The organism is Streptomyces sp. bgisy100 (assembly GCF_057709105.1).
The window spans coordinates 91,644-106,322 of sequence record NZ_JBYITE010000021.1; the positions used below are offsets into that span (position 1 = coordinate 91,644).

Below are 14,679 nucleotides of genomic sequence, written 5' to 3' on the forward strand. Positions count from 1 at the left end.
ACGCCTACGGGCCCCTGGGGTTCCGTACGCCTGCGGGGCAACGGGAGTCCGGCCTCCGGCACCGGAGGCGCCCTCGGGCGCACGGGAGCGCGCGGATGCGAAGGGCCGACCGACGAACCGGAGAAGCGCCGCGCACAGTCGGTGTACACGCGGTCGAGGCCCACGCGGTCGAGGAGTGGCCGACACGGCCCCGCCCCGGCCCACGCCATGCCCCGACCGGAACCACCGCGGGCCCGTCCGCCCGCGAGAAATCAGCTCCCGGCCATCATCCTCCGGGGGATCATCCCCCGGGACTCACCCCACGGGCCTCACTCCACGGGCCTCACTCCCGGGGCTCACCCCGCGGGACTCGCCCCACGGGCCTCATCCCTCGGGCCTCATCCCTCAGGAAAGGGCCAGGCGTTCGGCTTGCACACCACGCCGTCCGTGGCCAGGAACTTCGTCTGCTGCATCATCACCGGAGCGAGCGCGCCCTTCTCCTCGCACGACTCGTGGTTGCGCCCCAGCCGGTGGCCCACCTCGTGATTGATCAGCATCTCGCGGTAGGAGAACATCTTGTCCCCGTAGGTCTTGGCGCCCTGGGCCCACCGGTACGCGTTGATCATGATGCGCTCGGTGGACGCGGCGTCGCAGGAGACGTTGTCGATCGTGGTGTCCAGGCCCGCCTTGGCACACCAGGTCGCGGTGGTCCCCGGGCTCGCCAGCGTGATCACCCAGTCGGCGTCCTTGCCGGAGACCCGCTCGAAGGTGCGGGAGTCGCCGTGGCCCCAGCTCCGCTCGTCGTTGAGGGTCCGGTGCACGGCCCGCGCGAAGAGTTCCCGGTCGAGCGGGAGGTCCTTCTCCACGTCCACCCGGTACTTGATGACCTGGCCCTTGCCGGGCGCGGTGTCGCGCCCCGGCACGGCGACGAAGTCCCCGGATCCGGCGAGCCGGGCGTCCAGCGGGTAGCGGACCGCCATCCGGTCCCGGTACGAGGCGGCGGCCGCCGGCTTACGGGCCGGTGCGGGGCGCTCCTTCGAACGGGACGCCTCGTCGGCGTTCTTGCGTGCCAGGTCGTTGGCGGCCTGCGGGGTGGCGCTGTTCCGGCCGCCGTCGGCGACCTGTCCGGCCACCACCACGGCGAGCACGGTGGTCACCGCGGCGGCGGTGATCCCGGCGAGGGTGCGGCCCTTGCCGCCCCGGCCGTCCCCGCCGCGCTCCCCGGTCCGCCGGACCTCGGCCGGGGGCTCGTCGTCGTCCCCGCCCTGGCCCGCCGCCCGCTCCTCGAACGGCTCCTCGGAGGCCTTGGTGGCCGCCGACGGCGCTCCCGCGGCGAAGACGTCGTCCTCGAAGGCGTCGAGATACTCCTGGCGCGGCTTCGGTACGAGGCCACTCGCCCCGGCTCCGCCGCCGGCTGTCGCCGTGCCGCGGCCCTGCGGGGCCGTCGCGGCACCCGCGGCCCGCGCCTGGGGGCCGGGCCGGCCGGCCGCCGGACCGGATGCCACCGGACCGGACGTCGTGCCGCCCGGCATGCGCTGCCGCGCCCCGTACGCCGGTCCGTTGCGCGGGGCCGAACCGGGCGAGGCGTCCGCTCCGGGGCGCCGGGCACCGGCCACCGGGGTGCCCCGCGGCGGGGTTCCGGCGGCGGGCGGCGTGCCCCAGGCCCCGCCGCGCTCCCGGTGCTCGGGGTGGCCGCCGCGGGTGGGCGGCATCCGCGGAACGCCCTGCGGCGGGGTGCCGGACAGGGTCTGCGGCCGGGGGAAGCCGCCGGTGTCCTCGGTGCCGGAGTGCCCCCGCGCGGGGGCGGTGTGCGGCCCGCCGCCCGGTTCGGCGACCCGGCGGCGGCGCCCCGGGCCGGGGCCGGACGCCTGCCCGTCGGCCGGGCCGGACTCCTGCGCACCTGTCCCCGTGGTTCCGGCCGGTTCGGTACGGCCGCGACGGCTATGACGTCCCACGCGTCGACTCAGCTCCTGCCCGATTCGGCGGCGTTCTCGCTCAGCAGCTCGCGGAAACCCCGCGCCACCGCCTCCGGATATTCCATCATCGCGACGTGCCCGGCGTCCGGCAGGGTCAGCAACCGGGAGTCGCGGAAGGCGAGGGAGGCCCGCCGGGCCATCCGGAAGGACACCAGCCGGTCCCGGCCGCCGTACACCAGCAGCGTGGGCGCGAGCACCCGTTCGGCCTGCCGCCAGAGGGAATGCTGGCCGCCCGCGGTGTACGCGTCGACGACGCCGCGGGCCGAGCGGGTCATCACGTCCCAGAAGTAGGGGAGCCCCAGCCGGCGCTCGTACTCGGCCACGGCGGCGGCGAAGCCGTCGGGATCGACCAGCCCCGGGTCGCCGTAGCAGAGGGCGAGCACCTCGCGGGTCCGCCGCTCGGGGGTCCAGTCGCGGGTCATCCGGGCGAACAGCGAGGTCACCCCGGGGACCGCGAGCAGGGCCGTGGGCAGCGCGGAGAGCTGCGGGCGCAGCTCGGGCAGCGCGGGCGAGACCAGCGTGAGGGTGCGCACCAGGTCCGGCCGGACCGCCGCGACCCGCGTCACCACGGCGCCGCCGAGGGAGTTGCCGATCAGATGGACGGGCCCGCGTCCGGCGGCCTCCAGATGGCGGATGACCGCCCGGGCGTGGCCGGTGAGTGAGAAGTCGCCGTTGTCGGGCGGCGGCGAGTGGCCGAATCCGGGCAGGTCCAGGGCCTCGACGTCGACGTCCGCCTCGACCGCGGCCATCAGCGCGGACCAGTTCACCGACGAGCCGCCCAGCCCGTGCACACAGAGCGCGGGCGGCAGCCCGGGGCGGGCCGGCGGGCGGGAGCGGACGGTGAGCCGCAGCCCCGGCAGGGTGACCGATCTCAGCTCCTCCCCGGAGCCGACTCGCACGCCGTCGTCCGGGGTTACCCCCGCGGCGGTCCGGGTACCCGGCAGCTCGGTCGACGACATGCGGGCAATGTTACGAGACGATCACGCGGCGGTCCGTGTGTTCGCAGTCACACGAAGGCATGGCATCGCGGACCGCTGCTTCCCTCACCCGGCCCGGACCGGACCCGGCCGGCCGCCCGCGCCGGACCCCGCAGGCGAGGAGGACTCATGCCGGACACCGGCGGGCGGGCGACAGGACCTGGGGGCGCGCCGCCCGGGCCGTGGGCCCCGGCCGATCACGAAGAGGGGCCCCTGGCCCGTGTAGAGGGCGCTCGCCCTGGAAAGGGGGGCCGGCATGACTGCCGATCCCAGTGATCCCGAGAACTTCGAGCCCGGGAACGATCTGTCCGAGTTCGCCATCGAGGCCCCCGACGCCGACACCGCCGACCAGCACCTCGACGTGGTCCCACCGGACGAAGACGTGCCGCCGCAAACGGACTTGGAGGTCGATCCGGCGGATGCCCTGGAGCAGTCCCGGGTGGTGCACCCCGGGGAGGACGAGGACGACTACTCGTGACCTGTCCCTTTTGTCGGCCGTTCGACCGACCGTGCCTACTGTCCGGTCCGTGAAATTCTCGGCCCGCACCGCGCGCGTCCGGGTTACCCAAAAGTACGATGGCGGGCGCGGTGCACACTGCGTCGCCGCGCACTCAACCACCTATGGGAGGCGGCGTGACAGCCATCGAGCAGACCGAGGCGCGCCCGCGAGGCACGCGCCTGCCGCGCCGAGCCCGACGTAACCAGCTCCTGGGCGCGGCTCAGGAGGTCTTTGTCGCACAGGGCTACCACTCGGCGGCGATGGACGACATCGCCGAGCGGGCCGGCGTCAGCAAGCCGGTGCTCTACCAGCACTTCCCCGGCAAGCTGGACCTCTATCTCGCACTGCTGGACCAGCACTGCGAGTCGCTGCTGCACGCGGTACGGGCGGCCATCGCCTCGACCAGCGACAACAAGCTGCGCGTCGCGGCCACCATGGACGCGTACTTCGCCTACGTCGGGGACGAGGGCGGTGCCTTCCGTCTCGTCTTCGAGTCCGACCTCACCAATGAGCCGGCCGTCCGCGACCGGGTCGACAGGGTGAGCCTGGACTGCGCGAAGGCGGTGTGCGAGGTCATCGCCGAGGACACCGATCTGCCGCCCGAGGAGTCGATGCTGCTCGCCGTCGGCCTGTGCGGCATGGCGCAGATCACCGCGCGCTACTGGCTGGGTTCCGGCCAGAAGCTGCCGCGGGACGCCGCGGCGAAGCTGGTGTCCTCGCTGTCCTGGCGCGGCATCGCCGGTTTCCCGATGCACGGGGCCGCCGCGCAGAAGTGAGCCGTGTTCGCTGCCGGCGTGCACGGACGGCGGCTTCACGGTCCCCGCACCGGGCTAATGTGTGCTGCGTACGGCGCGGCCCACCGCGCCCCTCCCTGAGCACAGCCAGGGGGAATCCCGAACCGTCGGAGGGACGAAGCCGTGGAGGTCAAGATCGGCGTGCAGCACGCACCCCGCGAGATCACTCTGGAGAGCGGGCAGCCTGCCGAAGAGATCGAGCGCGCGGTGGCCGATGCGCTCGGCGGCAAGGCACAGCTGCTGAACCTGGTGGACGAGCACGGCCGAAAGGTCCTGGTTCCGGCCGACCGCCTGGCCTATGTGGAGATCGGTGAGCCGACCGCCCGCAAGGTGGGCTTCGGCACCATCTGAGGCCGGCGCGGACACACCGCACCCGGCGGACGGCGGCTCGGGGCCATCACGACCCCGGGCCGCCGTCCGTTTTTCGTCCGCGCCCCTGAAGGTCGCTCCGCCGCGCGCCCCTCCCGCACGCCGGCCGCCCCGCTGCGCACGGCCATCCGGAGGATTACCTTCCGCAGGGTGGGGGTACGACCGCCGTGGACCGGTTTGCACCTGCCTGCCACCTGTAGTAACGGGAGGGATTTTCACCATGTTCTGGGAAGCGCTCGGCTCAGTGGTCATCGGTCTCGCGATCGCCTACGCGAGCACCCGCCGGCTCCCTGAGCGGCTCCCGGCCCCTCCGCTCGTGTTCGCCACCGGCGCCGTCGCGGCGCTCTTCGGTGGCCTGGTCACGCACACCGCGGTGGGCGGCGGTCATCCTCTTGCGACGCTCGTCGGCGCCGTGGTGATGTGCGTGGCGCTGCTCTCGCTGCTGATCCGCCCATCGGGACGGCTGCGCCGCTCAGCGGCGGCCTGACGGCTCACCGGCCGCCGGGCCGCTTTTTTGCACGGCCCGGTTCCGGGTCCCGGGGCCACAGCCCCGGAACCCGGGGTGGAACGTCAGGCCGCGAGGCCCAGGGCGGCCATCCGCTTGGTGTGCGCCTCGGTGATCCGGGAGAACATCTTGCCGACCTCCGCCAGGTCGAAGCCGTCGGCGACCCCGCCGACGAGCATCGTGGAGAGGGCGTCCCGGTCCGCGACGACCCGCTGCGCCTGGCTGAGCGCCTCGCCCATCAGCCGCCGCGCCCACAGCGCCAGCCGGCCGCCGACCCGGGGCTCGGCCTCGATCGCCGCCCGCACCTTCTCCACCGCGAACGACGCGTGCCCGGTGTCGTCGAGCACCTGGAGGACCAGCTTGCGGGTGTCGGCGTCCAGCCGGGCCGCCACCTCCCGGTAGAAGTCACTGGCGATCGAGTCCCCGACGTAGGCCTTGACCAGGCCCTCCAGCCAGTCGGACGGCGCGGTCTGGCGGTGGAACTCGTCCAGCGCGGCGGCGAACGGCGCCATCGCCTCGGTCGGCTGCGCGTCAACGGCCGCGAGGCGGTCCCGCAGCCGCTCGAAATGGTGGAACTCGGCCGATGCCATCTTCGCCAGCTCCGCCTTGTCCTCCAGCGTGGGCGCCAGCTTGGCGTCCTCCGCGAGCCGCTCGAAGGCCGCCAGCTCGCCGTAGGCCAGCGCACCGAGCAGGTCCACCACGGCGGCGCGGTACTGCGGCTCGGCGGATGCCGTGGCCCAGTCCTGGGCGGCGATCCCGGTGGGCTGCGCGGCGGGGTCGGGGGTCTCGTCAGACGTCTCCATGGAGCGCACAATAGCCCGCCCGGCTCGGCGGGGAAGGCCCTGGTCAGACACGCGCGACGGACACCGTCCGACGATTCGCACAACACGGATGCGCGAATCCGGGGTACAGTGATAATGCACCCGCCGATGAGTCGGTGGGTCATCGCATGAATGCGGATGCCCGGTCGGAGGCCCGATCGGCTCCGACCGACAGGCCCTCCGTGCGGAGCGTGGGCAATTCACGCACTGCCGACAGGGGTCCCGCTCGCGGCGCGAGCGGATGCGCGAGAGCCCAGTGGTCCTGCGCCATTCGGCCACCCACGGCCGGTCGATCCCGGCGCGGTACGACCCTCCTCGCCCCTGTGCGCCGCGTCTCACAGAAGAGGCAAGCATCCTGACTACGTTCCGAGACCTCGGGATCCTCCCCGAGACAGCCGAAGCCCTCGAGGCCGTCGGCATCACGTCCCCCTTCCCCATCCAAGAGATGACGCTCCCCGTGGCCCTCGCCGGCAACGACGTCATCGGCCAGGCCAAGACCGGAACCGGCAAGACGCTCGGTTTCGGCCTTCCGCTGCTGGAGCGGGTCACCGTCCCCGCGGACGTCGAGGCGGGCCGGGCCCGGCCCGAGCAGCTCACCGACGCCCCGCAGGCGCTCGTGGTCGTCCCCACCCGCGAGCTCTGCCAGCAGGTCACCAACGACCTGCTGACGGCGGGCAAGGTCCGCAACGTCCGGGTGCTGTCCATCTACGGCGGCCGGGCGTACGAGCCGCAGGTCGAGGCGCTCAAGAAGGGCGTCGACGTGATCGTCGGCACCCCCGGGCGGCTGCTCGACCTCGCCGGACAGAAGAAGCTGAGCCTCGCCTCGGTCCGGGCCCTGGTGCTCGACGAGGCCGACGAGATGCTCGACCTGGGCTTCCTGCCGGACGTCGAGAAGATCATCCAGCAGCTGCCGGCCAAGCGGCAGACCATGCTGTTCTCGGCGACCATGCCGGGTGCGGTGATCTCGCTGGCGCGGCGCTACATGTCCCAGCCCACGCACATCCGCGCGACCTCGCCGGACGACGAGGGCCAGACCGTCGCCAACACCACGCAGCACGTCTTCCGGGCCCACTCCATGGACAAGCCCGAGATGGTCGCGCGGATCCTCCAGGCCGATGGCCGCGGGCTCGCGATGATCTTCTGCCGGACGAAGCGGACCGCGGCCGACATCGCGGACCAGCTCTCCCGGCGCGGCTTCGCCTCCGGCGCCGTCCACGGCGACCTCGGCCAGGGGGCGCGGGAGCAGGCGCTGCGCGCGTTCCGCAACGGCAAGGTCGACGTGCTGGTGTGCACCGACGTCGCCGCCCGCGGCATCGACGTCGAGGGCGTGACCCATGTCATCAACTACCAGTCGCCCGAGGACGAGAAGACCTATCTGCACCGCATCGGCCGGACCGGCCGCGCGGGTGCCTCGGGTACCGCCGTCACCCTCGTCGACTGGGACGACATCCCGCGCTGGCAGCTGATCAACAAGGCGCTGGACCTGCCGTTCAACGACCCGGCGGAGACGTACTCCACCTCTCCGCACCTCTACGAGATGCTGAGCATCCCGGAGGGCACCAAGGGCATCCTGCCGCGGTCCGAGCGGACCCGCGCCGGTCTCGGTGCCGAGGAGATCGAGGACCTCGGCGAGACCGGTGGCCGAGGCCGCCGGGGCGGCCGTGGCGCCGCCGCCGAGGAGGAGCGCCCCCAGCACACCCGGACCCCGCGCCAGCGCCGCCGGACCCGCGGAGGTGTGCCCCAGGACGCCGCGACGCCCGCCGACAGCGCCGCGACCGCCGGGGAGACCGCTTCGGACGCCGCGGAGCCGGAGGCCGGGTCCGCAGGGCCGCGGACCCCGCGCCGTCGGCGCCGGACCCGCTCGGGCACGGGCTCCGCACCGGAGGCCGCCGAGGCCGCGGTCGACACGGCGGAGGGCGCCGAGGCCAAGCCGGCCCGTCGCCGGACCCGCTCGGCCGCCTCCAAGGCCGCTGCGGAGACCGCCCCGGCCCCGGTGGCCGACGGGGAAGCCGCACCGGCTCCCAAGCGCCGTCGGACGCGCGCCGCGAAGCCGGAGGGCGAGGTGGCCGAGGCCGCCGCGCCGGAGGCCGGTGAGGCGGCGGGCGACGCCGCCAAGCCCCGCCGTCGCCGCCGGACGCGCTCCACGGCCGCCAAGGCCGAGACCGCGCCGGAGAGCTGACACAGCAGTACGGCGGACGGCCCGCACCCCACCCGGGGTGCGGGCCGTCCGCCGTTCCGGATCCGCCGCGGCACAGCTCCTCTCCGGCCGGCCACCAGTCCGGTTGCCCGGTCATCCGTCCGTTCGGCGGATTCCGCACGCCCGTCGCGGCGGTGCCGCCCGCCGGATGCCGGGACGTCAGGGACGGCCGCTAGCCTCAACCGCATGAGCAGGCCCCCCTTCCTCGCCCTCCCCCCGTGCGCCCGGGCCCACCGACTCGGCACCGCGCGCGGTGACTTCGCGGTGCACGACGCCGCGCCGCCGGCCGGCACCCCGCAGCTCGGCAGCGCCCTCCTCGTGCCCGGATTCACCGGCAGCAAGGAGGACTTCATCGCACTGCTGGAGCCCCTCGCCCACCGCGGCTTCCGGGTCGTCGCCGTCGACGGGCGCGGGCAGCACGAGTCCGGCGGACCGCGCGACGAGGGCGCGTACGCGCAGGCGGAGCTGGCCCGGGACGTCCTCGCGCTGGCCGCGGCGGTGGGTGCGGACGGCGGACCGGTGCACCTGGTGGGCCACTCCCTGGGTGGCCTGATCGCCCGTGCCGCGGTCCTGGCGGACCGCACACCGTTCGCCTCGCTGACGATCATGAGTTCCGGGCCGGGGGCGATCTGCGAGGCCCAGCAGGCCCGCACCAAGCTGCTGGTCGACGCGTTGCTGGTGTGGGACATGGAGACGGTCTGGCAGGCGATGCGGGACCTCGACCCGCCGGAGGCCGCGGGGGACGCGACCCCGCCCGCGGTGCGGGAGTTCCTGCACCACCGCTGGCAGGGCACCGTCCCGGAACAGCTGATCGCCACCGGGAAGCAGCTGATCGGCGAGCCGGACCGGGTGGACGAGCTGGCCGCCGTGCCGCTGCCGAAGCTGGTGCTCTCCGGTGTGGTCGACTACGCCTGGCCGGTGCCGCTGATGGACGCCATGGCGGACCGGCTGGCGGCCCGGCGCGCGGTGATCGACGGCGCCGAGCACTCCCCCGCCGCGGAGCAGCCGCAGCCGACGGCGGAGGCCCTCGCCGCATTCTGGGAGGACGACGGGGCCTGGGAGGGCGCCGGGGCCCGGGAGGGCGTCGGGGCCTGACAGCGCGCCTGAGAACCCGGAGCCGTTCCCGGGCACCGCGGAGCCCGGCCCGGCCCGGCCCGACCCGGACGCCAGGGCACCTGTCAGAGCAGCTGGGCCTGGAGATGGTCCCAGAAGCCGTCGCGCAGCGCCCGCCGCAGGTCGGAATGGCCCCGCAGGGAGTGCTGGAGCAGCCCCTCGGCCTCGTTCAGCAGCTCCTGGTCGGTGGAGCCCGGAAGGTAGGGGTGACCGGGCAGCAGCTCGGCCAGGGTGTCCCGGCCGCGCTCCCCCAGCCAGCGGGAGGCCACCCGGGCGCCGACGAAGCGGACGTCCTCGCGGCCGGGCGCGGGAGCGCCCTCGCCGCCGGTGTCCGGAAACGTCTCGTACGCGGCGGACCGCCGGGTCACGTACGGCTTGCAGAAGTCGAGGTCGAAGGTGCGCTGGCTGTCGACCTCCCAGAGCAGCGGGTCGGCCTGGTTGCGGCCGCCCGTGGCCTCGATGCCCCACAGGTGCACCCGGGCCCCGTAGCTCTGTGCCGCCTCGACGGCGGAGACCAGGTCCTCGTCGCCGCCGATCAGCACCGCGTCGCTGATGGCGCGGTGGCGGGCGAGGGTCTCCAGATCGGTGCGGATCAGGGAGTCGACGCCCTTCTGCTGGTTGTTGGCGTTGAGGTTGCCCAGCCGGACCTTGACGTCGGGCAGCTCGGCGATCCGCTGCTGCTCGGTGGTGTGGAGGCGGCGCCGGGCGCCGTCGTACCAGTAGACGCGGAGCAGCCGGCTGTCCGGGAAGATCGTCCGGGCCTTGTCGATGAACGCGTCGATGAGCCCCTCGGCGTCGAGCTCGAAGGCGCGCCGGTCCTCGGTGCCGGCGGCGAGCCGCCCCATGGCCGCGTACACGTAGCCGGCGTCGGCGAACACCGCGTGGATCGAGGGCGTGGTCGAGACCTTCGCCAGCACGCGCTGGAGCAGCTCGTTCGTCCGCTCGATGCCGGCGATGACCGCGGCGGGGTCGATGGGCCTCGGGGGCTCTGCGTCGCTCATAAGGGACTCATTCTCCGGGTGCCCGGAGAGCGGTCACAACCTGCGGTTCTACCCGCCAGTAGTTAGTCATGCGAATATTTTCCTTAGCGTAGGGAATGTTTGCAGGGTGCACCTCGGTTGTACCGGGCGGCACGCGGGACACCGAAGTCACGCAATCCACTCTTAACGGTCAGGCAATGACCGTGTCGAATCGCGGGCCCATCGTGGAATGAATCCCGCACCAGAGTTCTCCTGCAGGAGGATCAGACGAAGGGAGAAGCCATATGCGCTTCGAGATCATGCACCTCGACGACGTCGACGGCACCGCCGTGGACAGCACCGTCGTGGACGCCGCCTCCGTCAACCGGATAGTGCAGCAGGCCGCGGCGAGCGGCACGCGCATCTACATCCGCCCGGCCGATACCGCGGCCCGGTAGTACTTCTGCCCAGCGCCCCCGCACACACCGTGCGGGGGCGCTGCGCTGTCCGGGGCACGCCCGGCCGGTGTCAGGCGCCCTGGATGAACTGGGTGACGCCGTTGGCGATCTGCTGGACCGCGATCGCCGAGAGCAGCATGCCGGACAGCCGGGTGACCAGCACCACACCGCCGTCCTTGATCAGCCGGATGATCAGCAGCGAGTACCGCATGGTCACCCACAGCACGATGTGCATGGCGAGAATGGCCGCCCACACCGAGAGCTGACCGCTGACGTCGTGGGCCCGCTGCACCGCCAGGATCACGGTGACGATGGCGCCCGGTCCGGCGAGCAGCGGCATGCCCAGCGGTACGAGGGCCACATTGACGTCCTTGGTCTGCGTGGGCTCGTCCGTCTTGCCGGTGAGCAGGTCGAGGGCGACGAGCAACAGCAGCAGTCCGCCCGCGACCATCAGGGCGGGCACGGAGACGTGCAGGTAGTCGAGGATCTGCTGACCGCAGATGCCGAAGACGGCGATGACGCCGAAGGCGACGAGGACCGCCTGGAGCGCCATCCGGCGCTGGACCTTGACGGCCCGGCCGGAGGTCAGCGCGAGGAAGATGGGTGTGATGCCGGGCGGATCCATGATCACGAAGAGCGTGACGAAGACGGAGCCGAACAGAGCGATGTCGAACACGGTGCAGCCTTGCGGGGAGAGTGGTACGAGAAGCGGCGGGAGCCGTAAAGGACGGTCGGGGTGCGGGGCGGGTCAGCCACCCGTGCCGGGCACGGGGAAGGCACCGGTCGCCCGGCGCACGATCTCGCCGTAGATCTCGGGGTCGGTGGTGTACTCCCCGAGGCGGCAGGTCTTGCGGCTGCCGTGGTAGTCGCTGGATCCGGTGGCCAGCAGGCCGAGGTCGGCGGCGAGGCCGCGCAGCCGGGCCCGGGTCGCCGGGTCGTGATCCATGTGGTCGGCCTCGACGCCGTCCAGCCCCGCCGCGGCGAGCTCCGCCAGGGCACTCTCGGGGACGCAGGCGCCGCGCTTGACGGCCAGCGGGTGGGCCAGGACGGTGACCCCGCCGGCCGCCTTGACCAGGCGGATGGCGTCGAACGGGTCGAGCTCGTGCTTCTCGACGTAGGCGCGTCCGCCGGTCGCGAGCCAGTCCGGGGTGAAGGCGTCCGAGACGGTCGGCACGACGCCCAGCTCGACCAGGGCGGTGGCGATGTGCGGCCGGCCGACGGCTCCGTCGCCCGCGATCTCCGCCACCCGCTCCCAGGTGATGCCCACGCCCAGCTCACGCAGCCGGGCGACCATGGCCTGCGCCCGGGGGACCCGGTCGTCCCGGACGAGCTCCCGCTCACGGGCGAGGTCGGCCTCGTCGGGGTCGAAGAGGTAGGCGAGCATGTGGAGGCTGATGCCGTCGCGCCCGTCCGCCTCCGGCGAGGCGGGGGTGAGCCGGCAGGAGAGCTCCGCGCCGGTGACCAGCGTCAGGCCCGGGGGCAGCGCGGCCTTCGCCGCGGCGTGGCCGCCGACCGTGTCGTGGTCGGTGAGCGCCACGACGTCGAGTCCGGCCGCCGAGGCGTTCCGCACCAGCTCGGCGGGGGTGTCCGTGCCGTCCGAAGCGGTGGAGTGGGTGTGCAGGTCGATACGCACGCGGCACGCCTCCGGGTTTCGGTCTCGGACGGGGGGACGCTCCAGGATAACGGGGCGGGCGCACCACCCCGGACGGAGCGGTTCCGCACCGCCCGGGACACCGGGACGAGCCCCTTTCGGAACCCGTTTCCCAGCGACCGTGAAGGTGCGGCAGCCGCACTCGGCAGTCCGGCCTTCGGAAGGCGGTCCGGGCGCGACGGGCCGCGACGGCAGGCCGCCAACGGCTCCGGACCGGCCTCAGGGGTCCCCGCATGTACGCGCCCGGGTCGGACGCTCATAGCGCGAGAACATCGGACGCCCCCGAGCAGGCGCCGGACTGCGCGCCGGCGTCAGGAGAGGATCCGGGGCGAGAGCGCCCCGCACGGCACGAGGTCGATCTCGGCGCCCGCCTCGCGCAGATCGGTGAGCACCAGCTCGTCGTAGAGCAGCAGCCCGGACAGCTCCGGCCAGACGATCGCCCACAGCCACAGGCCGCGCGCCTCCCCCGCGAAGACCGCCCGGTCCCCGGGGACGCCGCCGACGTGCCAGAGCGGTGTGGGCCGGCCGGCGGCCAGCAGCTTGGCGTCCGGCGGCTTGTCGACGCAGAGCCGCGACCCGGGGTCGGGCCCGGGGATGCCGGCGTACCGGGCACCCAGCCCGACGCCCAGCTCCTCGGCCACCAGGATCAGTTCGCCGACTCCGCCCAGCGGTCCGGGTCCTGAGCAGGCGACAGCCGTGGCCCGGCCGCCGTTGCGGTCGTCACCGGCGCAGGCGACTCCGGTGAACAGCCAGCCGATGGGCAGCGGCCACGGCATCCACACCGGGACATGGGTCCGGCCCACGACCACGCCGAGCGCTTCGACGCTCGGCGGGACGACGGGTTGCAGAGGGTGCACGGTGCCGTGAATGTCGCACTGCCACGAATCCGCGAAGAGACCGGGTGCCCGGACCCGGCCACCGCACTTCGGGCAACTGGGTTCGCCCCTCATAGGCCCCAACGGTCCTCCCCGGCCGTCGCCGCGTCAAGGACGATCACCCGTCCGGTTGCGGCGGCGTCGGAGCGATTTGCGTGTAGCTTGCATTAATTAGGTTATCTAACCTACTGTGTGTACCGCACAACGATATTCCGTCGAGCCGGAGGGCGTGGCAGACCATGCAGCAGAGCGGAAGCAGCGGCGGCGCCGTGGAGGACCCCTTCGAGGCCGGCCGTCCCGGCATCCTGCGCCAGCCGGGGGCCGTCTGGGCCACGGCCGGCGCGGCCGTGGTGGCGTTCATGGGCATCGGCCTGGTCGACCCGATCCTGCCGTCGATCGCCCGGGGCCTGCAGGCCACGCCGAGCCAGGTCTCCCTGCTCTTCACCTCGTACTTCCTGATCACCGCCGTCGCCATGCTGCTCACCGGCTTCGTGTCCAGCCGGATCGGCGGCCGCCGCACCCTGCTGGCCGGCCTCGCGCTGGTGGTCGTCTTCGCCGCGCTCTCCGGCACCTCCACCTCGGTCGGCGAGCTGGTCGGCTTCCGCGCCGGCTGGGGCCTGGGCAACGCGCTCTTCGTCTCCACCTCGCTGGCGGTGATCGTGGGCGCGGCGTCGGGCGGCAGCGCGGCGGCGATCCTGCTCTACGAGTCCGCGCTCGGTCTCGGCATGGCCTGCGGACCGCTGCTGGGCGCGGTGCTCGGCGACCTGAACTGGCGCTACCCCTTCTTCGGCACCGCCGCGCTGATGGCCATCGGCTTCGTCGCGATCACCGCGTTCCTGAAGGAGCAGCCGCGGCCGGCCCGTCGGACGTCACTGCTGGACCCGGTCCGGGCGCTCGGCCACGGCGGGCTCGCCTCGGCCGCCGCCTCGGCGTTCTTCTACAACTACGCCTTCTTCACGGTGCTGGCCTTCACCCCGTTCGTGCTGAACATGACCCCGTACGGCTCGGGCGCGGTCTTCTGCGCCTGGGGTGTGCTGCTCGCCGTCTTCTCCGTGCTGGTGGCGCCCCGCCTCCAGGAGCGCTTCGGCTCCCCGACGGTGCTGGGCGGGTCCCTCGTGCTGTTCGCGGCGGACCTGCTGGTGCTCGGCTACGGCGACCGCACCACCGCCATCGTCTGCACGGTGCTCTCCGGCGCTCTCATCGGCCTGAACAACACCGTCTACACGGAGCTGGCTCTCGGGGTGTCCGACGCGCCGCGCCCGGTGGCCAGCGCGGGCTACAACTTCGTCCGCTGGTTCGCGGCCGCCGCGGCGCCGTTCCTGACGCCGAAGATCGAGGAGTGGACCGACATCCACATGCCGTTCGTGGTCGCCGCGGGCGCGGCGGTCGCGGGCGCGGCCGTGGTGGTGGTCCGGCGCCGTTCGCTGAGCCCCGCCGCGGAGGAGCCGCGGCCGGCACACGAGCGGGAGGACGCGGTGCCCGCGGCCCAGCCCGCCTGACGCCCCG

The 14,679-nt window shown here is 73.5% G+C and carries 15 protein-coding genes; 8 read left to right on the forward strand and 7 right to left on the reverse strand.

Going from position 1 to position 14,679, the window contains the following annotated elements:
- Positions 1-377: 377 nt before the first annotated feature.
- Both AC3EQ1_RS16555 and AC3EQ1_RS16560 read right to left on the reverse strand, forming a co-directional pair.
- Positions 378-1,934 carry a DUF3152 domain-containing protein gene (locus tag AC3EQ1_RS16555; RefSeq protein ID WP_432095068.1) on the reverse strand — a complete coding sequence of 519 codons (1,557 nt, stop codon included), beginning with the start codon at positions 1,932-1,934 and terminating at the stop codon, positions 378-380.
- A gap of 8 nt (positions 1,935-1,942) precedes the next feature.
- Positions 1,943-2,914: an alpha/beta fold hydrolase gene (locus AC3EQ1_RS16560; protein ID WP_432095069.1), complete on the reverse strand. Its 972-nt coding sequence runs from the start codon at positions 2,912-2,914 to the stop codon at positions 1,943-1,945.
- 274 nt (positions 2,915-3,188) lie between these two features.
- Between AC3EQ1_RS16560 and AC3EQ1_RS16565 the strand changes: the two genes are divergently transcribed.
- The 4 genes from AC3EQ1_RS16565 (at position 3,189) to AC3EQ1_RS16580 (ending at position 5,081) form a co-directional block, all read left to right on the forward strand.
- Positions 3,189-3,410 carry a hypothetical protein gene (locus AC3EQ1_RS16565; protein ID WP_432095070.1) on the forward strand — a complete coding sequence of 74 codons (222 nt, stop codon included), beginning with the start codon at positions 3,189-3,191 and terminating at the stop codon, positions 3,408-3,410.
- A 155-nt stretch (positions 3,411-3,565) separates the two neighbouring features.
- Complete coding sequence (locus AC3EQ1_RS16570; RefSeq protein ID WP_432095071.1) at positions 3,566-4,207, forward strand: TetR/AcrR family transcriptional regulator; 642 nt, start codon at positions 3,566-3,568, stop codon at positions 4,205-4,207.
- Positions 4,208-4,348: 141 nt separating this feature from the next.
- Positions 4,349-4,576, forward strand: coding sequence for a DUF3107 domain-containing protein (locus AC3EQ1_RS16575; protein ID WP_432095072.1), 228 nt, complete (start codon positions 4,349-4,351; stop codon positions 4,574-4,576).
- A 238-nt stretch (positions 4,577-4,814) separates the two neighbouring features.
- Positions 4,815-5,081, forward strand: a complete 267-nt coding sequence (locus tag AC3EQ1_RS16580) for a hypothetical protein (RefSeq protein WP_432095073.1) — start codon at positions 4,815-4,817, stop codon at positions 5,079-5,081.
- An 83-nt stretch (positions 5,082-5,164) separates the two neighbouring features.
- Here the strand turns inward: AC3EQ1_RS16580 and AC3EQ1_RS16585 are convergent, their stop codons facing one another.
- The gene (locus AC3EQ1_RS16585) at positions 5,165-5,902 is read right to left on the reverse strand and encodes a ferritin-like fold-containing protein (RefSeq protein WP_351514736.1); all 738 of its coding nucleotides are present in this window, start codon (positions 5,900-5,902) and stop codon (positions 5,165-5,167) included.
- 463 nt (positions 5,903-6,365) lie between these two features.
- Here AC3EQ1_RS16585 and AC3EQ1_RS16590 point away from each other — a divergent pair, with 463 nt between their 5' ends.
- Complete coding sequence (locus AC3EQ1_RS16590) at positions 6,366-8,099, forward strand: DEAD/DEAH box helicase (protein WP_432095074.1); 1,734 nt, start codon at positions 6,366-6,368, stop codon at positions 8,097-8,099.
- A gap of 204 nt (positions 8,100-8,303) precedes the next feature.
- On the forward strand, positions 8,304-9,212 hold the full coding sequence (locus AC3EQ1_RS16595) for an alpha/beta fold hydrolase (protein WP_432095075.1): 909 nt from the start codon (positions 8,304-8,306) through the stop codon (positions 9,210-9,212).
- Between the two features lie 83 nt (positions 9,213-9,295).
- Here AC3EQ1_RS16595 and AC3EQ1_RS16600 read toward each other — a convergent pair whose 3' ends face one another.
- Complete coding sequence (locus AC3EQ1_RS16600) at positions 9,296-10,231, reverse strand: NYN domain-containing protein (protein WP_432095076.1); 936 nt, start codon at positions 10,229-10,231, stop codon at positions 9,296-9,298.
- Positions 10,232-10,494: 263 nt separating this feature from the next.
- Between AC3EQ1_RS16600 and AC3EQ1_RS16605 the strand changes: the two genes are divergently transcribed.
- Positions 10,495-10,647 carry a hypothetical protein gene (locus tag AC3EQ1_RS16605; protein ID WP_351514972.1) on the forward strand — a complete coding sequence of 51 codons (153 nt, stop codon included), beginning with the start codon at positions 10,495-10,497 and terminating at the stop codon, positions 10,645-10,647.
- Between the two features lie 70 nt (positions 10,648-10,717).
- On the opposite strand, the gene AC3EQ1_RS16610 is transcribed toward AC3EQ1_RS16605, so the two are convergent.
- The 3 genes from AC3EQ1_RS16610 to AC3EQ1_RS16620 form a co-directional block, all read right to left on the reverse strand.
- Positions 10,718-11,323: a MarC family protein gene (locus tag AC3EQ1_RS16610; protein WP_432095077.1), complete on the reverse strand. Its 606-nt coding sequence runs from the start codon at positions 11,321-11,323 to the stop codon at positions 10,718-10,720.
- Between the two features lie 72 nt (positions 11,324-11,395).
- Complete coding sequence (locus tag AC3EQ1_RS16615; protein WP_432095078.1) at positions 11,396-12,280, reverse strand: PHP domain-containing protein; 885 nt, start codon at positions 12,278-12,280, stop codon at positions 11,396-11,398.
- A 329-nt stretch (positions 12,281-12,609) separates the two neighbouring features.
- Positions 12,610-13,248 (reverse strand): DUF6758 family protein, encoded by a 639-nt coding sequence (locus AC3EQ1_RS16620; RefSeq protein WP_432095079.1) that lies wholly within the window; start codon positions 13,246-13,248, stop codon positions 12,610-12,612.
- Between the two features lie 164 nt (positions 13,249-13,412).
- Here AC3EQ1_RS16620 and AC3EQ1_RS16625 point away from each other — a divergent pair, with 164 nt between their 5' ends.
- Positions 13,413-14,672 (forward strand): MFS transporter, encoded by a 1,260-nt coding sequence (locus AC3EQ1_RS16625; protein ID WP_432095080.1) that lies wholly within the window; start codon positions 13,413-13,415, stop codon positions 14,670-14,672.
- Positions 14,673-14,679: the final 7 nt, after the last annotated feature.